Here is a 19,934-nt window from a genome sequence, read left to right on the forward strand (position 1 = left end):
AAATGGGATTGAAGAAGGGTTAAGTCTTTTATTACAAAGAAGAACAACTCTTCAGTTTTTGGGGATTAAGGTAGTGAAGTATTCTAACGGAGAAAACATCATAGAACTAATATATATAACAGAATGGTAACATTAGCGACTTGAAATAAAAATTATAAGAAAGTGTGAAAAGGTATTGACAAAGGTAAAATAAGAGCTTACCTTTGCGTTCCGAAATCAAAGGAAGGTCTGTTGCAGATTCGACTTTGAAACGGAAGATCCCAGGTTATACGGACGTGGCGGAATTGGTAGACGTGCTAGACTTAGGATCTAGTGTCGCAAGGCGTGGGGGTTCGAGTCCCCCCGTCCGTACGTAGAAAAAACCGATGCTGAGTGCAGCAGGTGATTTAGCCCTCAGAGTCCCTGATTCTGAGGGTTTTTTTAATTTTTAGTCCATTTGTATTCTTTAATTTCCGTATTCATTTCATATCTGAACTTACGTTTAAGAGCAAATAGACTCAGATACGGATTTCGATTCTAGATCAACATGAACATTACGCTCGACAAAAGCAGCACTACCGAAGCTTCTCTGAAAATTGCGTTAACTCCCGCAGACTATCAGCCTCAGGTAGATAAGAAAATCAAAGAATATACGAAACAAGCGAACATCAAAGGATTCCGTCCTGGTAAAGTTCCTGCTTCGGTTATTCAGCGTTTATACGGAAAAAGCATCCTCGTAGATGAAGTGAACGAGACGCTTTCCAAAGCAGTAAATGATTACCTGCGTGAATCTAAGTTATTAGTAGTAGGTGATCCTATGCCCGACCGTGAGAAGGCTAACGGAATCGATTGGGATACGCAGAAAGAATTCGAATTTGTTTACAACTTAGGTCTGGCTTCTGATTTTGACATTGACTTTACGAAACTTCCTGAAGTTAATGCCTTTGAAATCCAGGCGGGTGAGAAAGAATACGAAGATACCTTGGCTGACCTGAAAAAACGTACGGGCGAACACGCTCACGTAGAAGAAGTAGCCGCTGGCGACCTCGTATACGGAACGTTCAAACAAGGGGAGTACACAGAGAAATCGGCCATCCCTACGGACAAATTGACGGAAGAAGCGTTAGGCTGGTTCTTAGGTAAGAAAAAAGACGAAGTTCTGACATTCGATATTCAAAAATTATTCGCCGATGCGAATGGTCTGAAACTGGCGACGAGCCGTGAGGATCTTTCTGGTGAATTTGAATTCACGATTGAAGACATTACTCGTAATCAGGAAGCTGAACTGAATCAGGAGTTTTTTGATAAAGTATTAGGCCCTGGAAAAGTCTCTTCCGAAGAGGAATTCAAAACGGAACTGACTAAGATTATTCAGGAAAACTACAAGCGTGAAGCAGAGTTCCTGTTACGTGACGACATTCAGAAAATGTTGTTGGAAAACGTTCAGATCGAACTGCCTAACGAATTCCTGAAGCAGTGGTTACTGGAAACAAATCAGGGTGAAATCACGGAAGAAGAAGTTGAGAAAGATTTCGACAAATTCGCTAGTGATCTTCGCTGGACGCTGATCCGTAACAAAGTTGCTGAAGCGGCTGATATCAAAGTAGAAGCAGAAGACGTAAATACGTACGCAGAAGCAATGGTTCGTCAGCAATTCGGTATCTACGGTGATGACAACGGAATGGGCGATGTAATCAAAAAAGTTGCTCAGAACTACCTCCAGGAAAACAAGGGTCAGAACTACATGAACGTGTTTAACCGCGTATACGGTGGCAAAACGATGGACTTCATCCTGACTCAGGTTAAAACCAATGCACAACCCATCGACGTAGAAAGCTTCAAAGCAAAGTCGGGTTTAGCTGAGTAAGCATTAGAAAGTTTGAGTATAGATTAAAAAGGTTTGAAGTTGGAGCGTTAAAACACGTTACCGCTTCAAACCTTTTTTCGTTACTGGGTTTGAGTATCGGCTGAGTGTTTGATAAAAAATCGTTTGAGCATTAGAGCAGGTGCTAAATCTCGCCGTCATTCATACTTTCACACAGCAAACGCATGTCAAACTTCCTCAAATTTATTTAAATCCAATGGGTTCGCGGCGGGTGGCAGCACCGATTCGGTAGAGCTCAGACAAAACGCGTTCTTCAAATTTTTCCCTTAAGTATCGATTCTCCTGTTTTAGCTTTTCGTTTTCTATCCGAAGTTTCTCATTTTCCAGCATAATTTTTTCGCTGGAATTTGGATTGAAAAAGACTTCTGTCTGGGTTCCTAGAATCTGTAATACCTGCTCCAGCCGACTAATCGTCAGTTCAGTTTTCCCTCGTTCCATATCTCCATAGGCCGTAGTTGAAATGTGTAATTCCTCGGCCATAGCTTCCTGGGAATAGCCTTTTTCGAGGCGAAGTGTCCGTATTTTTTCGTGAATTTTCATGGAGATCTCAAGTTATTCCGATGAATTACCGGAAATTTCAACGACAGATTGTTGCGGATGCTAGCAACTTTGTACCAGTTAAAAGATCGGACAGAATGTCAGAATTTCGGCCAGAAATCGTCTGTTTTTTCGCTGGATTTGTTTTTTTAGATTTCAGTGAACAGATTCGTACATTCCTGGTTCGGCAATATAAAGAATCAGAAACTAATTAATACAAACGCTAATTATATGTTGAACGCTGAAGAATTCCGTAAATACGCCGTACACCACCGTGGTCTGAATGGCTTATCTGTTGATCGTTACCTGCAACAAGTAGGAGGAGCAGCTAGCCATCACATTGAAAACATGACCCGTGCCGTGATCGAAGAGCGTCCCATGCCTTTCCGTGAAGTAGACGTATTTTCCCGCTTAATGGCCGACCGTATCATCTTTTTTGGAACGCCCGTAGACGATAGTATTGCTAACATTGTAGTAGCTCAGATGCTATTCCTCGAATCAGCTGATTCCAAGCGGGATATTATGATGTATATCAACTCGCCCGGTGGTTCTGTATACGCCGGTCTGGGTATTTACGACACCATGCAGTATATCCGTCCTGACGTAGCAACCATTTGTACGAGCTTAGCGGCTTCGATGGGAGCGGTATTATTGGCCGGTGGTGCAGCGGGCAAACGCTCGGCTCTTCCCCACGCCCGGGTAATGATTCACCAACCTAGTGGTGGTGCTCAGGGACAGTCGGTAGATATTGAAATCACGGCTCGCGAAATCGTGAAACTTCGGGATGAATTATACACGATCCTGGCGAACCATACCGGACAAACCAAGGAGCAAATCGAAGTTGATTCAGATCGTGATAAATGGTTCCGTGCTGACGAAGCGAAAGCCTATGGTTTAATTGATGAAGTACTACACCGTGAAAAATAGGTGAATACCCCTGGTAAACGAATCCCCCGGCTTCTCAAAGAGGTCGGGGGATTTTTATATCTTTGTGAAAAAAACAAATGAGTAGGAAATAAGTAGAATACTATAGACTTTATATAAAAGCCCTTAACCCACGCAAATTCTAGTTTATTTCAAACCCATGAGTTCCGTCCCCTTGAGCCCTTCAACGTTGAGTAATGCTGTCGTTCGTTATAACTCTATTCAAATGCTGAGGGGTTTAGCAGCCATCGTCGTTACTTTATATCATATTTCCGAAAACATCTCCCGTACCTATCAGCAGACCTTTCTTTTTGACTGGTTCAACATTGGTTATGCGGGCGTCGATCTGTTTTTTGTCATTAGCGGTTTCATCATTGCTCATACCAGTGCCAAATACATTAATCAGCCTCGTGAACTGGTTCCTTATCTTGAAAAAAGGTTCTATCGGGTATATCCCGTTTACTGGTTTTTCGTAGTGCCTTTATTATTGGCAATGCTCGCCATTCAAAAATTACAACCCGCGTTAGTGGCCGATGCTTATCCGTTTGACTGGATTAACTTAATAAAAACGTTGACTTTATATCCAGAACATATTGCACTCGATGCCGTTACCTGGACATTGTCGCACGAAATATATTTCTATCTGTTATTTGCCTTATTACTAGTGTCCCGGCATTCTGCCTGGATTTTAGTAGCTTTAACCCTGGGAACCATCGTTAATTCCTTTTACATCTTTTCCCACGGGTGGCTTTTTGGCAGTGGCATCGTCAGATTTTTTTTACTAAGTCCCATTAATTTGGAATTTCTTTTCGGAGTTTCGGTTTATTATCTCCACAAAAGATTCCGCTTGAATCAGTTTTGGTTAGTAATTTTGATTGGGCTTTTAGCAGCTTTTTATCTGGCACCCCGAACGGGAGGCGATATGACCCGCGTTTGGAATCTGGGTATACCTTCACTATTGATAGTTTGGGGATTTGTGGAAGCCGATCGTTCTCATGCGTATCGGGTTCCAAATTTGCTGATTCACCTGGGAGATGCTTCTTACGTGATTTATCTGATGCACTTCCCCGTCATTGTTTTTGCGAATAAATTACTTTTCAAGGCTGGCTTTTCTTCGGTTTGGGCTCTCGGAATGGCAGACATGGGTCTTATGTTACTAATTTTCTGGCTAAGCTGGAAAATCCACAAGAATGTAGAGATGCCCATTGTCAAATGGTCCAGAGGGAGTGCTAAACAGTCGGCAAAAAAATAGATAGTATCACCTGAGAAAGACATGCGAATGGATGCAAGTACGTGCTCGTTTTGTGGGCGAAAAAAGAAGGATGTAGATTTATTATTATCAGGAATGGACGCTCTGATTTGTAACTTCTGTATTGAGCAGGGGTTTGAATTGGTGCAGGAGGAACTGGGTGTTAAACAACCCGTGAAGAAAAAAGAACCCCAACCAGCGTTTCAAATTCTAAAAGTACCCAAGCCGCAGGAAATCAAAAAGTTCATGGACCAGTACGTGATTGGTCAGGACGATGCCAAGAAAGTACTGAGTGTAGCCGTATATAACCATTACAAGCGTTTACAGCAACAGAAAACCAACGATGACATTTACATTGAGAAATCCAATGTCATCATGGTAGGAGAGACGGGTACGGGTAAGACGTACCTGGCTCGTACCATTGCTAAAATTCTTCAGGTACCTTTCGCTGTAGCCGATGCCACAGTTATTACCGAAGCTGGTTACGTAGGCGAAGACGTGGAGAGCATTCTGAGCCGTTTACTTCAGGCTGCTGATTACGACGTTGAAGCAGCCGAACGCGGTATTGTCTACATTGATGAAATCGATAAAATTGCCCGTAAGTCGGATAACCCAAGCATTACCCGTGATGTATCTGGCGAAGGTGTTCAACAGGCTTTATTGAAGTTACTGGAAGGGTCAATCGTTAACGTTCCTCCTCAGGGTGGTCGCAAGCACCCCGAACAGAAACTGGTTCCGATTAATACCGAACACATTCTCTTTATTTGCGGTGGAGCTTTCGACGGCGTACAACGTCACATCTCGAAGCGTCTGAATACTCGCCCAATTGGATTCACAAAAGACGACAATACGTCTCGTTTGCTCGAATCTCAGCAATTACTGCGGATGGTTAACCACCAGGATTTAAAGTCTTATGGTCTAATCCCTGAATTGCTGGGACGTTTACCAGTCATTACTTCGCTGGACCCATTGGACAAATTTACCCTTCGTAAAATTCTGACGGAGCCTAAAAACGCTTTGACGAAGCAATACGAAAAGCTCTTCAACATGGAGGGAATTCAGCTTCAGTTTGAAGACGACGTATTGGAATACATCGTTGATCAGGCCAATGAATACAAACTGGGAGCTCGGGGGTTGCGTTCCATCTGCGAAGCCATCATGACCGATGCCATGTTTGAATTACCCTCCGAAGAAGGCGTACAGGAATTCACGATTTCGCTGAATTATGCCCGTGAGAAATTCGAACGGTCGGCTTTCTTTATGATGAAGAAAGTTGCGTAATAGCTTCTACCGGGTTGTACTGACGATCCGTCTTTTGGAGTAATAAATTCCTCATATTGGGAAAGTCGATAAACAAAAATTCAGGTAGGTTAAAATGTAATGCTCTGGTTTCGACTAGGGCATTCGTTTTTTTAGGTCCGTGCCTGTATTTCCTGTATTAACTCTATTTAAATCAACTTTCCCTATGCGTAAAATCTTACTGTTATCGACTGTCGGGTCGATGTTATGGTTGACGTCCTGTAATCGCTCTGCAACGACAGGATTTCAAAAATCTACCGCTCCTTCTTACGAGCGTCAAGTAGCTGCAAAAACTACTACCCCTGCCACTTCAGAGGCGGTTGCCACGGAAGTAACGCCAGTGCAAACGCCAGAAACGCAGGCTCCAGTAGCGGTAGCGAAAACTACAGATCAACCCGCTTCTGCTGAAAAGCCTGTTACGTTACCTAAAGTTACTCCCGAAATGATTGCCAGTGCTTCTGAAAGACTGGTAACTCAGACGAAGGGTACTGCGTTCGAAAAACAAGCATTAGTAATTCAGAAGAAACTGGCTAAAATTCAGAAAAAAGCTAGTTCAGATAACCTGAATGCTGCTCAGAAAAGCGTAGTAGCTAATAAAATGATGACCAAATTGGTCACTAAGAAAGTGCAGAAGCAACTGGCTAAAGCGAAAAAAGCTAACAAAACAAACGCACTAAGCCAGAACGTTAAAGTGGGTTTGATTCTGTTATTAGTCGGCGTAATCTTCCTGATTATCCCAGTGAACGTGGTACAGATCATTGGTTTGATTATGATGGTTATTGGTGCGGTAATCCTGCTGATCGGTTTATTAGATAGCGTATAGGAATAACAGTCACACTTCATCAACGTACACCCGGGGAAAGAGCCTATCTTTTTTCGGGTGTATTTTTTTTACAACTTTCCGGAAATTTGTTCAAACCTATTAACAAGGAAAAGATATGATAACGCCACTCATTTTATTACACGGATACGGAGAAGATGCTAAAGTCTGGGACACCATCAAAGCGGCTTTCTGGCCTGCCACCAATGTACTAACACCCAGTTATGCGTCCCGATCCGATTTAAAGACGATTGACGAATATGCCGAAGCGGTGTATAAGGACCTACGCTCTCAGGGCGTGGAGCGGGGTGTGGTAATTGGTCATTCGATGGGGGGCTACATAGCCTTGGCTCTGGCCGAAAAACATCCTGAGTTTATAGAAGGACTAGGTTTGTTTCATTCTACGGCTTATGCGGATACGGAAGAAAAAAAAGCCAATCGCGACAAAAATGTAGCCGCAATTAAGGAAAAAGGACCCGCAGGTTTTCTTCAGGGATTTGTGAAAAATATGTACAGCGATGCATTTGCGGAGAATAACCCTGGTGTTCTGGAAGAGCACATTACGCACGTCTCCCAACTGCCACCAGAAGCCCTCATCGCCGGGATGCAGGCGATGAAAGACCGCCCGGATCGGCGGCAGGTGCTGGAGAAGGCGACCTATCCTGTGTTGTTTATTATTGGCATGAAAGACAAAGCCGTGAAGCCTGAGGAGGCCATGGAACAGGTGCAGTTAACGCCTAATAGCAGTCAGTTGATTTTGGAAAAAGCGGGTCACATGGGGATGACGGAAGAACCTGACGACTGTCTGGAAATCATTCAGTCTTTTTGGCAAAGAGTAGAACGTGAAGCTTCTTTGAAAGAAATATAGTTTGAAAATTGGATTTGAGCGTTTGATCCATCGGTTGAGTTAGTGAACAGCGAGGCTTCTAGTTACCCTTCGCTATCACCCATTTAACCCAAATCAAACGCTCAAACGATGAATTATTAAGTTAATCGGGTAACACTTTCAGGATGATTAGCTGAGATTTCTGGCGATTTTCTGGCGTTTTATTCCGATCAAACTTGTTGAAATTATTATCCGAAATTAATACCAGCGTTCGGTTTCCGTTAACAATCGGACCCCAGGACATGCCTTCAATATTATCCAGATGAACACCGCCCCAGTTCACCTCTACCGGATTCTTTTCCAGTAGACTCGTTGACTGTGAACCTACGGTAGAGCCGGTTTTGGGAATGTAAGTCGTGAACAGACGAATGGAATAGTTACTTTGATCGCGTTCACCCGTCCAGCATCTTTCCAGAAATAATAACTGCCCATCCCGAGCCAGTAACATTTCAGAAATGCCATTATCGGGATAACCACAAGCATTCCGGTCCAGCGGATATAAGGCCCGAACCAAAGTATCCCCCTGATTCAGTCCATATCCGGTTACCTGACAGTAAGGATTATTGGGTGTTTGGGGCCATTCGCTGGCTCCCCACAGAACCCGGTTGCTGTCCAGAGCCATGGCTTCAAAACCTTTATTGTCTTCAAAATCCTGGTAGCTGGCCAGCGTATGAACGGTTGAGTCTTTCTTCAATTTCAGAAACTCCCCGTACGTTTTTTCAGCTCCTAATTCAGTAGTGAAATACAGCGAAGAATCTGCTTTGTCAAATCTAACCGACTCGGCACTATGGATTTTATTAAGTTTCCAGCGTTTGTAATTCCAGGTATTAAATAAGGAATCAAATTCAAACAAGTAACTCTGGCGAGTGGAATCGGCTCCATCCGTTACCAGGTACCATTTCCCAAGTTTAGGGACGTATTCAATGCCCGACAAGCCCCCAAAATAGGGATCGTTCTGAAGAGTGGTGGAATCGCTGAGGTTATACCATTTCAATAATTCCAGCCGGAAATGTTGGGCCTCGGCTACCAGAGCGGCGGTCCAGAGCAGAAAAAATAATCCTATCGTTTTCATAGCTAAGTAAGGTATGGCTCAAGAAAGATACGAAAAAAGCCCACCGTTAGGCGGGCTTTCCCATGAAATCAAAAAGTAGTCTGAACACGCATCACTACTCAAAAAAGAATTAGAGACGAACGATCCAGTTGTGCGTATCTTCTACACGACCGTATTTGATATCGTCCAGATACGCTTTTACGCGATTAGCGAAACTATCAGCCTTAATTTCGGGAAGTTCGAAGTTTTTGCCTTCGTAACCAATCGTCGAGATTGGCGAAACTACGGCTGCCGTACCCGCTCCAAAAGCCTCTTCCAGACGGCCATTTTCGAGGTTTTCGATTAACTCAGCGATAGAAACCTTACGTTCTTCCACTTCCATACCCCAATCTTTGGCGATCTGAACGATGGATTTACGGGTAATGCCGTCCAGAATGCTGTCGCTTACGGCAGGCGTAACCAGTTTGCCGTCAATCACGAACATGAAGTTCATAGTTCCGGCTTCTTCTACATATTTGTGCTCGGCACCATCCGTCCAGATCAACTGATCGTAGCCTTCTTCCTGAGCCAGTTTAGCGGGATAAAGCGAAGCCGCGTAGTTACCTGCACATTTGGCAGCACCCGTTCCGCCGGGAGCCGCCCGAACGTACTGCGTTTCTACTTTCACCTTGACGGGTTTCGAGTAGTAAGCTCCTACTGGACAGTTAAAAATGATGAAACGGTATTTTTTAGAAGGAGATACGCCAATGTACTCATCCGTAGCGAACATGAACGGACGGATGTACAGCGAGTAGTTATCGCGTTGGGGTACCCACTGAGAATCGAGCTTTAACAACTCATACAACCCCGCCAGAAAAATATCTTCTGGAATCTCGGCCATGCAAAGGCGATGAGCCGATCTGTTCAGGCGGGCCGCATTTTCCTGGGGACGGAAAATTAATACTTCGCCATCCGCTGATTTGTAGGCTTTCATGCCTTCAAAAATAGCCTGACCATAATGTAAGGGCATCAGGGCCGGAGAGAAAGCCATGTCGCCGTAAGGTACGATACGTAGATCGGTCCATTCTTTGCCATCAAAGTCCGCGACGAACATATGATCGGCAAAAGTGCGGCCAAAAACCAGTTGATCAAGATTTAACTCGCCAATCCGGCTTTGACTGGTCTGTTGGATGTCTATGGGCAGTGTGTCAATCATGGGGCAAAGAATTTACAAAATGAATGGGAATGCGTTATGTTTTGTTGCAGAATCGGTTTCGAAATTAGACTCTGGGAATCCACTTTACTTCTTCGACCTGTAATTCCTGAGCCATTTTTCGGGAAAGTACAAAAAAGTAATCGGATAATCGGTTTAAATATTGAATGATGATGTCCTCTACCTGAGCCTTCTCGCTGAGGAGAACCACCTGTCTTTCAGCCCTCCGGCAAACGGTTCGGGCCAGGTGAGCAAAAGAAACGGAAGGATGGCCGCCGGGTAGGACAAAATGACGCAGAGCGGGAAGTTCCTGTTCCATAGCGTCGATGGCGAGTTCAATTAACGTGACGTCTTCTCGCTGTAAGTCGGGCAGCGGTTTTCTGGAATGCCGTTCCGGGTCATCTGCCAGATGGGAGCCAATGGTAAAAAGCCGATCCTGAATCTCCTTTAAAAGAGATCGGCGGTTTTCATTCACCGCCTGATCCCGAACCAGACCTACGTAACTGTTCAGTTCGTCTACAGTGCCGAATACCTCAATGCGTAAATCGGCCTTCGAAATACGACGACCACTGATTAAAGAGGTAGTACCTGTGTCTCCGGTTTTGGTGTAAATCTTCATGCCTGACCTTCGCGTGTTATAGTAACTGCAAAACTAAAGGTTTTCGGCAAAGCCCGTCCGTAGAATTTAAAAATTAATTGTCTTGACAACTAATTTAATAACTAGCCCGATGTTCTTTGAAAATGAATGTTATAACACGGAATGAGGAAAATTTAGTGACCTATGAAGCCAGAAGCAAGGAATAAATGAAAGGTTTTCGGAAGTAATCACAATCTCAACGACGAGTTCGTCGTAACTTTGCGGCCCGAAACCACAGCCTGCCAATACGAGCAACAGGTAAAGTGGTCAGGAACATTGAGCAGATGACTATCGCATATTTCATTTCCCAGATTACCAGATACGTATCCATTCTCGGATTTATCGTGGCTATTTTAATGGCTTACCAAAAACTTCCCACCGAAGTTCCACTTTCCTTTGATCCTTCAAAAGAGGCTACAGAAATGTACTCGAAGGAGTTAATCTTCTACATTACGGGTGGTACCATGCTGGTCCTTAATATGCTGTTTTTGTGGATGAGTCGCTTGTTTCCCAAGTTACCCGACGGATTTATTAAGTTACCTGGAGCGGTAAAATGGATGTTTTACCGCAAGCAGCTGAATTACATCATTACCGAATGGATGAACTTCGGAGCAACCCTCACGAATGTATTATTAGGAGCATCGGTATATATTCTGGCCCTTATTAATGACCCCCAGGAAACGGTGCAATTACCCCAATTCAGTTGGGTTACTAGTGCGGGAACATTCCTGATGATTATGTGGATGGTATATATCCCCTTGCGTTTGCTGTTAACCGGCCCCGTAAAAGAGTAAAGCGTATGCAAAATCTACCCATTGCTGATTTTGAATACGAGTTACCGGATGAACAGATTGCCCGGTTTCCGCTGACCGAACGTGACGCTTCGAAATTACTGGTCTACCGGAAAGGACAGATTACCCATGCACAATTCCCCGAGATTGTGCGTGAACTTTCGGAAGATACGTTACTGGTTTTCAATAATACTCGGGTTATTCCGGCCCGTCTGCATTTTCAGCGAGTAACTGGAGCTCAAATTGAGCTATTTCTTCTGCATCCGGTTGAACCGAGTACGGTTATTCCGGTAGTGATGGAGGAATCACAGGCCTGCGTTTGGGAGTGTATGATTGGAAATCGGAAACGCTGGAAGTCAGGTGAGGTTTTGCAGAAAGAACTGACGATTGATGGACAGTCGGTTACCCTTTCTGCGGAGCTGGTAAGTGCCGACGAATCGCTGGTACGACTGAGCTGGACGAACGAAATTCGGTTTGTGGATATGGTGCAGGCCATTGGTAAAATCCCCTTACCTCCTTACCTCAAACGCGAAGCCGAAGAAGCGGACCTGGAAACGTATCAGACGGTTTATTCCGAAAAACAGGGAGCCGTGGCTGCCCCAACTGCCGGACTACATTTTACCGATCGCGTTTTTGAAGCTCTGGATAAAAAGGGTATTAAACGGGAGTTTCTGACCTTACACGTAGGAGCAGGAACGTTTCAGCCGGTCAAAACCGAAAATGCTCTGGAGCATAAAATGCACGGCGAGCAACTGGTTATTACCCAGGCCAATCTCGAACATTTATTACAAGCCAGTCGTATCATACCCGTAGGGACAACGTCCATGCGTTCGCTGGAGTCCATGTACTGGCTTGGCGTTCAGGTGATACAGGGGAAGTATTCCTCTTTTTCTGATGGGTTTTACATTACCCAGTTTATTCATCAGGAGTACGCTGACCCGGAGTTACCTACCAAAGAAGAGGCTTTTCGGGCTATTTTGAAGCAGATGCAAGCAGAGAACCGAATGGAAATTGTGGGCGAAACCCAGATTATGATTTTTCCGGGGTATCAATTTCGGGTTTGTCAGGGTTTAGTAACCAATTTTCATCAGCCGGGTTCTACTTTATTGTTACTTATCGCTGCTTTAATTGGTGATGATTGGAAACGAATGTACGCCGAAGCTCTAACTAATAATTACCGATTTTTAAGCTATGGCGACTCGTCGCTGTTGTTACCTTCAGACTTTTAAGAAATAGTATAATACGTAAGTCCTATGCAAAAAATAGATGTTGCAATTAGCTACTATGGCAAACCTTACCAGACCATGGTGACGCTGTTTAGTTTATTAGAGCAAAGCAACAATTATATCGATAAGATATACCTCTGCATAGAAAAAAAACAACCTTACGAAGATGCCTGGCAGGGCATTCCTAAGATTAAGGAGATTTTTGAAAAGAGGGGAGTAATTATCGTTCATCTCGATAAATTCGTACCCTGGATGGCAAATGTATCGCCTCAGGGATTGGACGAAACAACGCGTTTGAGTCTACGTTATCAGTACGCTCTGGAAAAAACGAATAAAAAATACCTATTAATCTGCCATAATGATATGCTGTATCATAAGGATCTAATACATCCTATGATACAGGTTTTTGAAAGAAATCCAGGTGAGAATCTGGTAGGAGTAGGGAGAATAGGGCAATGTTGGAATTGTTCGGCGTTTTATGCAAAGCTGTGTACTCCTGAAAAATTTGAGGACTATAAACCTAGCCAACAGGAGTTACTTGAACAACTGGAACAATATCCAACACCCAGGTATAAAAGAAGTCGGGAATTGGTTTCAGAAGGATTTGTTCATCCTTTACCAGAATGCCGTCTTAATGAATATGCCTGTTTAGTTAACGTAGATTTATATCGAAAGACGACTATTCCCAATGGACCAGTGCCTTATTTTGGTGGAGTTTGGAATGGAAGTGATACAGCCGCTGCTTGGTTTAGAGATTCGTATTTAAATGGCCTAAGATTTGAAAACCTTTATTACGAAGACTATGCAGACCATGCCCCATTCAGTTCTGTAAGTAATGGGAATGATGCAGATAATAATCGGGTCATTTATGAAGACATTGAGCAACAGGCCAGAGACTATATGATCAAGCATTATCATGCGGATCAGTATTCTGCTTCAACGCAATTGCAGATAGCAAAAATGTTAGGAAAGCGGAAATTGCAGAAGATATACAATAAAGTTTTGAATCGATTATAGGGAAACCTTGGTCGAAGTTATTTCGAGAATTGGCACTTATGAAAATCAATTTTATTGAAGAACTCCGCTGGCGGGGCATGTTGCAGGACATGATGCCCGGAACGGAGGAACAACTGGAAAAAGAACAGACATCAGCCTACATTGGCTTCGATCCGACGGCTTCTTCGCTGCATATTGGTAACCTCGCCACCATTATGTTGCTGGTACACTTGCAAAGAGCCGGCCATAAGCCTTATGCACTGGTGGGTGGTGCTACGGGTATGATCGGCGATCCTTCGTTTAAAGCCGCTGAACGCAGCTTTTTATCCGAAGAAACCCTGGCACTTAATCAGGCTGGTATTAAAAAGCAACTGGAACAATTTCTGGATTTTACCGGAAGTAACGCTGCTGAAATCGTTAATAACTACGACTGGTTTAAGGATTTTTCATTCCTGGGTTTTCTGCGTGAAGCGGGTAAATTCCTGAGCGTGAATTACATGATGTCGAAGGATTCGGTGAAGAAGCGTCTGGAGACGGGTATTTCTTTCACGGAGTTTTCATACCAGTTGTTGCAAGGGTACGACTTCTATCATTTGTACAAAACCCGTGGGGTAAAGCTGCAAATGGGTGGTTCGGATCAGTGGGGTAACATTACGACAGGAACCGAAATTATTCGTCGTAAAGAAGGGGGAAATGAAGAGGATGCCGAACGCCGTGCCTTCGCCTTAACGACGCCGCTGGTAACGAAAGCGGACGGAACGAAATTTGGTAAGTCGGAGAGTGGGAATGTTTGGCTGGATGCGGAACGAACCAGCCCTTACCAGTTTTACCAATTCTGGCTGAATGCCGCTGATGCCGATTGTGGTCGTTTGATTCGGGTATTTACCTTACTTTCCAAGGAAGAGATTGAAGCCCTTGAAGCCCAGCACGCAGAAGCTCCCCATTTACGTATCCTGCAAAAAGCCATTGCCAAAGACGTAACGACTCGCGTTCACTCGGCGGAAGCCTACGAAATGGCCGTTCAGGCAAGTGAAGTGTTATTCGGAAAAGGCACGCTGGAAACTTTACAGTCGCTCGACGAGCAGACCTTTGTACAGGTTTTCGAAGGGGTTCCTCAAACGGAAATTTCACTGGCTGATTACGAAGCCGCTCCAAACGTAACGGACTTGTTGGCCGCGGCTGAAGTATATCCTTCGAAGGGTGAAATTAGAAGAGCGATTCAGGGCAATGCTGTTTCAGTAAACAAAGCCAAAATCACCGATGCGAATCAGACGGTTGATTTTCAGTTATTGCAGGGTAAATATCTCCTGATTGCCAAAGGCAAGAAAAACCATTTAGTGAAAGTGGTTTGAGAAGGTTTGATCTAGTGTGAGTCTGTTTGATAAAAGGTTTGATTTAGAGCAGAATACTACTTTAAATCAAACCTCAAACCTTTTAAGTATCAAGAGAAAAGTGATTCTCAAAGGCATCAAAACCTTACACTAAATCAAACTTTCTCTAAAAGACTCAAACTCTTTCAAACTTCAACACTTCCTTCAAATACCCGTTCGGCTGGGCCGATTAGGTAGATATTTTCGAAGGAATCAGCTCCGGTTTGTTCGAAGCTCACTTCCAGATTGCCCCCCAGAACTTTCACTTTTACCGGACTTGCTACCCCACGTTTGACGTGAGCCGTTAAGGCACAAGCGGTTACACCCGTTCCGCAGGAATACGTTTCGTCTTCTACACCGCGTTCATACGTGCGAACAAACAGTTGATCTTCACCCAGTTGCTCTACGAAGTTAACATTCGTGCCCCCGCGTTTTACCCAGTCATCTGAGTAGCGAATGGCGTAACCTTCGTTGTACACTTTGTAATTTTCCAGATCTTCCGTAAACGCTACGACATGCGGAGAACCTGTATTCATAAAGCTATAATCAGCGTGTTCTTCCAGGCCTTTTACATTACTCATTTTTAGAGCGATGCGTTCGGGTGTAACAGAGGCTTCGTGTTCGCCGTCCACGGCAATGAAGCGAGTTTCGTCGCCAATAACGCCGAGGTCGTGGGCAAAGCGAACGGTCGCCCGCCCGCCGTTTCCGCACATGGAACCTTCGCCACCGTCGGCGTTAAAGTATTTCATGCGAAAATCATACGCCTCATCCTTCTGAAGTAAGATCAGCCCGTCGGCCCCGATTCCAAAGCGGCGGTGGCAGAGCTGAGCAATTTTTTCTTTAGCAACGGGAAAAAGGCCTTCACGATCATCAATCATAATGAAGTCGTTACCCGTGCCCTGGTATTTGTAAAATGGAATAGTCATCTGGTCAAGAAAAAGAGGGACGTGTCCAGCCTGAACACGTCCCCGCAAAAATAGATTCTTATCCTCGAAAATTAATAAGCATCTTCCCAGGAAATCGCTACCTGCCGTTGCTCGCCGAGGCCTTCGATACCTAACTCCACGATGTCACCTGCTTTCAGGTAACGGGGAGGGTTGAAGCCCAGGCCAACGCCCGGAGGTGTGCCGGTTGAGATGACGTCACCGGGCAGTAAAGTCATGAACTGGCTGAGGTAACTGATGATTTGGGGAACGTTGAAGATCATCTGAGTTGTAGACGAATTTTGTAACGTTTCGCCGTTTACCTTTAACCACATGGGCAGGTTGGTAACGTCTTCGATTTCTTCGGGTGTCACCAGATAAGGACCCAGCGGACCGAAGTTATCGCAACCCTTACCTTTATCCCACTGACCTCCGCGTTCCAACTGGAATTCGCGTTCCGAATAGTCATTCATAATGGCATAACCCGCGATGTAATCTTCCGCTTCTTCTTCTGAAACGTAACGGCATTCGGAGCTGATCACTACGGCTAATTCCACTTCCCAGTCGGTTTTTACGGAATTACGGGGAATGATCACATCATCGTTAGGACCACAAAGAGCCGTCGTTGCTTTGAAGAAAACAATGGGTTCGGCTGGAATGGGAGCGTTGGTTTCCTTCGCGTGATCGGCATAGTTCAGGCCAATGCAAATAATTTTGGAAGGGCGAGCCACGCAGGAAGCGTATTCGATGGGGCCCGTTAACTCTGGTAACTCAGAGGTTCCGTATTGATCCAGGTAATCTTCCAGAACGGCCAGACCTTCTTCTTCGAAAAAGATTTCGTCGAAGTCATAGGCTCCGGTTTCTTCTCCCAAAGCTTCGAAGAAGGGTTCCAGGCTGTAAGATTTCCCGTCGATCAGAATGCCGGGAATGACATCTTCGTCAGTAACGTAGCGAAAGAGTTTCATTCGTTAATATGCAAGTTTGATAATACTTCTTAAAATAGAATTCGCCCTCGGGGCTTTGATACTCGTTCAAAGGTATACTTTCTTCGGCAGGCTTATCGCTTAAATCTGCGATTACTTGGTCTGCACTTCCAGAATTGTATCCCGGGGATCCATCGTTACTCCATTGAGGTAGATGAAAAGTCCTTCGGGTTGTTGTTTGAATTTCAGAGCTTTATGTCCGTCAAAGAGACTAACACTAGTGACTTTTGGTTTGAAGTCAGGAACAAATAAAGAGGAGGTTTGAGGAGTGGTAAGGATGTGTAAAAAATGACGGGAATCGCCTATTTTCGTACTAACGCCCCATTCCTGAGGAGGAACGATACCGCCCCGTGTTCCATAAATGGTCTCGCCGTATTTTTTCAGCCACTGACCCACCGATTCGAGTCTTTCCACAAATTCGGGCTGAATTTCTCCGTTCGGCATGGGGCCGACATTCAGCAGGAAATTGGCATTGCGACCCGCGGCTCCTACGAGGTAATGAATGAGTCGTTCAGGCGATTTATAATTCTGGTCTTTCAGTTCAAAGCCCCAGCTACCGTTTAAGGTTTCGCAGGTTTCAAGGGGTAACTCGCTGATTTTGCTGGTACCGCTAAATCCAGCGTGATTCTGACCGGGTAAGTCCCGCTCAAACATCTGGAAATCTTCCCCATCAAAAGGGGCTACGTGGTGGTTGTTGCCAACCAAGGCAGCAGGCTGAAGCTTATGAATTAGGTCATAGGTTCGGCGTAATTGCCAGTCCACTACCGTTTTTTGAGGATTGTTCGGATCGTGTGCCGACTGATCCCACCAGCCATCAAACCAGATCCCACCGATTTTACCATAGGTACCATTCAGTAATTCCGTTAGCTGCGTATCCATATAGGTGAGATACTTGCCAAAATCGCCGGATTCAGGGCGGCCCGTTTGCTTGCCCGTTCTGCCACGAGGAAAATAATCGGGATGGTGCCAGTCGAGATGAGAATGGTAGAGAAAAAGCTTAATCCCTTCCTTTTCGCATTCATCCGCAAGCATTTTAAGAACATCTTTTTGGTAAGGTGTATCATCTACGATGTTGTAGGGCGAAATTTTGGAATGCCACATCGCAAAACCGTCGTGGTGCTTACTGGTAAAGGTGATGTATTTCATACCTGCGTTCTTGGCTATCTGTACCCAGCGTTTGGCATCAAACGCCGTAGGGTTAAAGAACTTAGGTAACTTTTCGTAAGCTTTGACTGGAATGTTCTGGTTGTTCATGACCCATTCCCCGTCACCCAAAACGCTGTACACGCCCCAGTGAATGAATAAACCATAGCGGGCATCCTGAAACCATTTTCGGGCTTCCAGATTTTCGGGTGTAGGTTGGTAGGCTTGCCCCTGAGCTAGAAGAGTGCTCAAGGAGAAAAGGATAATAAATAGTTTTTTCATAGGAGATGAGGTATAAAAACGTACCGAAAGGCAGCACGCCCTAGTCGTAAACTGAGGCACGCCATCTTTCGGCATGTGGTAGTGCTAGAACTGTTGCAAAACTTTCGCCATCTGCTCTGCTACAAACTGATTACCTGTATCATTCAGGTGCACCCGATCCGTCGTGAGAATGCCTTTTTCTTCGTTTTTAGGGTTGTTTTTCTGGCTGTAGTCCATGAATGCCTTGCGAAGATCAATCAGAGGTAAGTTATTCTTGGCGGCCAGTTCGCGAATAAACATACTGTATTTATTAAGGTCACCATCCTGCTGATTGGTGTTATCGTAACGCTCCCCAATAGTGGAAGGAGTGGTTAATACCACTTTGATATTTTGGGCTTTCATCTTATCAATCAAAGCCTGATAAAACTTGACGAACTTGTCAGGATCTGTTCCCGTACCGGAGCTGGCTTTATGCCACACATCATTCACGCCCACCCAGATCACTACCACATCGGGCTTTTGAGCAAGGACATCATCTTCCAGTCGCAGGTACAGATCATAGACCTTATTTCCACCAATGCCTTTGCCCACTAACTCGTACTTGTTTTTGTCGAGTAAGGTGCCCAGTTTGGTAATGTATCCGGTAGGACTAACCCCAGCCTGCGTGATGGAGTCGCCAAAGAAAATAATCTTTTTAGGCTTATCGGCCCGGAAAGCGAAGAGGAGTGTGGTGAAACAGAGTAAAGCAAGTACTTTTTTCATTGGAGCGTATTAGAGGTAAGTAGTTGATTGTTTTTAGTGGCTGCGGTTACTAGCCCATGTTTTACAACTGAACCCTGTATGGTTAACTAATGGTAAAAACCTACTAAAATGGTTTGATGAAATTAGCCAGGTCAACCGCAAAGTAAGCGATTTACCAGAAGCCCTATCTTCATCAAACCATTCCAGTGTATTAATTATTTAAAGTCGTGAAACCGCCGTCAATGGGATAATCTACACCCGTAATGAAGGCCGAAGCATCCGAGCAGAGGAAGAGAGCCAGTTGAGCAACCTCTTCGGGTTTCGCCATACGGCCAATGGGCTGCGTAGCCGACAACTTCGCGAACATTTCTTCTTCTTTACCGGGATAATTTTTAGCGATAAAGCCGTCCACAAAAGGCGTGTGAACGCGGGCGGGAGAAATACTATTGCAACGGATGTTATCCTTGATGTAATCCTTTGCTACCGACAGAGTCATGGCGTGAACGGCACCCTTGCTCATGCTATAGGCAAAACGATCCGGGATACCCACCAGAGCTGCAATCGAAGCCATGTTCAGAATTACTCCGCCACCCTGAGCTTTCATTAGGGGAATGGCTGCGAAAAGACTGTTATAGGCTCCTTTGATGTTTACATTATAAATACGATCAAGGTCAGCTTCGGTTGTTTTTTCGAGGTTACCTACGTGAGCAATGCCAGCGTTATTTACCAGAATATCCACGGCACCAATGCGAGCAAAAACGGCCAGTATTTCTTCCTGATTAGCCACATTTACGGCATGAACGGCTGCCACACCACCGGCCTGCGTGATTTCATCAGCAACGGTCTGAGCACCTTCCGCACTTAAATCAAGAATATGCACATGGGCTCCCTGGCTACCAAATAAAAGACTGATGGCCCGACCAATGCCGCTGCCGCCGCCCGTAATCACCGCCGTTTTTCCGGCAAGACTAAATACACTCATCCTTCTTAGCTTTTTATTACCTAAAGACCCTTTCGTCCGGGCTAATACCCTATGAATAC

19 protein-coding genes and 1 tRNA gene are annotated in these 19,934 nt (G+C 44.8%); 11 read left to right on the forward strand and 9 right to left on the reverse strand.

The annotated features are described in order from the left end of the window. Window positions 1-269: 269 nt before the first annotated feature. Both QE357_RS09010 and tig read left to right on the forward strand, forming a co-directional pair. Window positions 270-351: transfer RNA gene (locus tag QE357_RS09010), tRNA-Leu, on the forward strand. Window positions 352-526: 175 nt separating this feature from the next. Further along, window positions 527-1,846, forward strand: coding sequence for a trigger factor (tig, locus tag QE357_RS09015; protein WP_106638056.1), 1,320 nt, complete (start codon window positions 527-529; stop codon window positions 1,844-1,846). A 201-nt stretch (window positions 1,847-2,047) separates the two neighbouring features. Here the strand turns inward: tig and QE357_RS09020 are convergent, their stop codons facing one another. After that, complete coding sequence (locus QE357_RS09020; RefSeq protein ID WP_309706828.1) at window positions 2,048-2,404, reverse strand: helix-turn-helix transcriptional regulator; 357 nt, start codon at window positions 2,402-2,404, stop codon at window positions 2,048-2,050. 228 nt (window positions 2,405-2,632) lie between these two features. On the opposite strand from QE357_RS09020, the gene QE357_RS09025 reads away from it, so the two are divergent. The 5 genes from QE357_RS09025 to QE357_RS09045 all read left to right on the forward strand — a co-directional run bounded on the left by QE357_RS09025 (window position 2,633) and on the right by QE357_RS09045 (window position 7,561). Beyond that, entirely contained in the window at window positions 2,633-3,328 is a 696-nt protein-coding gene (locus QE357_RS09025) for a ClpP family protease (protein WP_106638054.1), read from the forward strand. A 157-nt stretch (window positions 3,329-3,485) separates the two neighbouring features. Further along, complete coding sequence (locus QE357_RS09030) at window positions 3,486-4,577, forward strand: acyltransferase (RefSeq protein ID WP_309706831.1); 1,092 nt, start codon at window positions 3,486-3,488, stop codon at window positions 4,575-4,577. Between the two features lie 27 nt (window positions 4,578-4,604). Then, window positions 4,605-5,855 (forward strand): ATP-dependent Clp protease ATP-binding subunit ClpX, encoded by a 1,251-nt coding sequence (clpX, locus tag QE357_RS09035; protein WP_106638052.1) that lies wholly within the window; start codon window positions 4,605-4,607, stop codon window positions 5,853-5,855. 184 nt (window positions 5,856-6,039) lie between these two features. Further along, window positions 6,040-6,696 carry a hypothetical protein gene (locus QE357_RS09040; RefSeq protein ID WP_157830437.1) on the forward strand — a complete coding sequence of 219 codons (657 nt, stop codon included), beginning with the start codon at window positions 6,040-6,042 and terminating at the stop codon, window positions 6,694-6,696. A 115-nt stretch (window positions 6,697-6,811) separates the two neighbouring features. Then, window positions 6,812-7,561, forward strand: a complete 750-nt coding sequence (locus QE357_RS09045; RefSeq protein WP_309706833.1) for an alpha/beta hydrolase — start codon at window positions 6,812-6,814, stop codon at window positions 7,559-7,561. Between the two features lie 121 nt (window positions 7,562-7,682). On the opposite strand, the gene QE357_RS09050 is transcribed toward QE357_RS09045, so the two are convergent. The 3 genes from QE357_RS09050 to QE357_RS09060 form a co-directional block, all read right to left on the reverse strand. Beyond that, window positions 7,683-8,651 carry an esterase-like activity of phytase family protein gene (locus QE357_RS09050; RefSeq protein ID WP_309706835.1) on the reverse strand — a complete coding sequence of 323 codons (969 nt, stop codon included), beginning with the start codon at window positions 8,649-8,651 and terminating at the stop codon, window positions 7,683-7,685. Window positions 8,652-8,760: 109 nt separating this feature from the next. Continuing rightward, a complete protein-coding gene (locus QE357_RS09055) occupies window positions 8,761-9,825 on the reverse strand; it encodes a branched-chain amino acid aminotransferase (protein ID WP_307142806.1) in 1,065 nt (354 codons plus the stop codon). 64 nt (window positions 9,826-9,889) lie between these two features. Beyond that, on the reverse strand, window positions 9,890-10,441 hold the full coding sequence (locus QE357_RS09060) for a cob(I)yrinic acid a,c-diamide adenosyltransferase (protein ID WP_309706839.1): 552 nt from the start codon (window positions 10,439-10,441) through the stop codon (window positions 9,890-9,892). A gap of 302 nt (window positions 10,442-10,743) precedes the next feature. Here QE357_RS09060 and QE357_RS09065 point away from each other — a divergent pair, with 302 nt between their 5' ends. From QE357_RS09065 to tyrS, 4 genes are read left to right on the forward strand one after another with little or no spacing between them, the layout of a single operon-like run. Next, window positions 10,744-11,253 (forward strand): hypothetical protein, encoded by a 510-nt coding sequence (locus tag QE357_RS09065; RefSeq protein ID WP_106638046.1) that lies wholly within the window; start codon window positions 10,744-10,746, stop codon window positions 11,251-11,253. A 5-nt stretch (window positions 11,254-11,258) separates the two neighbouring features. Beyond that, entirely contained in the window at window positions 11,259-12,479 is a 1,221-nt protein-coding gene (locus tag QE357_RS09070; RefSeq protein ID WP_309706842.1) for an S-adenosylmethionine:tRNA ribosyltransferase-isomerase, read from the forward strand. Between the two features lie 24 nt (window positions 12,480-12,503). Beyond that, the gene (locus QE357_RS09075) at window positions 12,504-13,493 is read left to right on the forward strand and encodes a hypothetical protein (RefSeq protein ID WP_309706845.1); all 990 of its coding nucleotides are present in this window, start codon (window positions 12,504-12,506) and stop codon (window positions 13,491-13,493) included. A 44-nt stretch (window positions 13,494-13,537) separates the two neighbouring features. Further along, window positions 13,538-14,824, forward strand: coding sequence for a tyrosine--tRNA ligase (tyrS, locus tag QE357_RS09080; protein WP_106638106.1), 1,287 nt, complete (start codon window positions 13,538-13,540; stop codon window positions 14,822-14,824). Window positions 14,825-14,988: 164 nt separating this feature from the next. Here the strand turns inward: tyrS and dapF are convergent, their stop codons facing one another. From dapF to QE357_RS09105, 5 genes are all read right to left on the reverse strand, one after another. Then, complete coding sequence (gene dapF / locus QE357_RS09085) at window positions 14,989-15,768, reverse strand: diaminopimelate epimerase (protein WP_106638043.1); 780 nt, start codon at window positions 15,766-15,768, stop codon at window positions 14,989-14,991. A gap of 71 nt (window positions 15,769-15,839) precedes the next feature. Continuing rightward, window positions 15,840-16,730: a fumarylacetoacetate hydrolase family protein gene (locus tag QE357_RS09090; RefSeq protein WP_106638042.1), complete on the reverse strand. Its 891-nt coding sequence runs from the start codon at window positions 16,728-16,730 to the stop codon at window positions 15,840-15,842. Between the two features lie 111 nt (window positions 16,731-16,841). Further along, window positions 16,842-18,173 carry an alpha-L-fucosidase gene (locus QE357_RS09095; protein ID WP_309706847.1) on the reverse strand — a complete coding sequence of 444 codons (1,332 nt, stop codon included), beginning with the start codon at window positions 18,171-18,173 and terminating at the stop codon, window positions 16,842-16,844. 84 nt (window positions 18,174-18,257) lie between these two features. After that, window positions 18,258-18,914 carry an SGNH/GDSL hydrolase family protein gene (locus QE357_RS09100; protein WP_309706849.1) on the reverse strand — a complete coding sequence of 219 codons (657 nt, stop codon included), beginning with the start codon at window positions 18,912-18,914 and terminating at the stop codon, window positions 18,258-18,260. 190 nt (window positions 18,915-19,104) lie between these two features. After that, complete coding sequence (locus QE357_RS09105) at window positions 19,105-19,875, reverse strand: glucose 1-dehydrogenase (protein WP_309706851.1); 771 nt, start codon at window positions 19,873-19,875, stop codon at window positions 19,105-19,107. Between the last annotated feature and the right edge of the window lie 59 nt (window positions 19,876-19,934).

Source organism: Siphonobacter sp. SORGH_AS_0500 (assembly GCF_031453245.1).
Taxonomy (GTDB): domain Bacteria; phylum Bacteroidota; class Bacteroidia; order Cytophagales; family Spirosomataceae; genus Siphonobacter.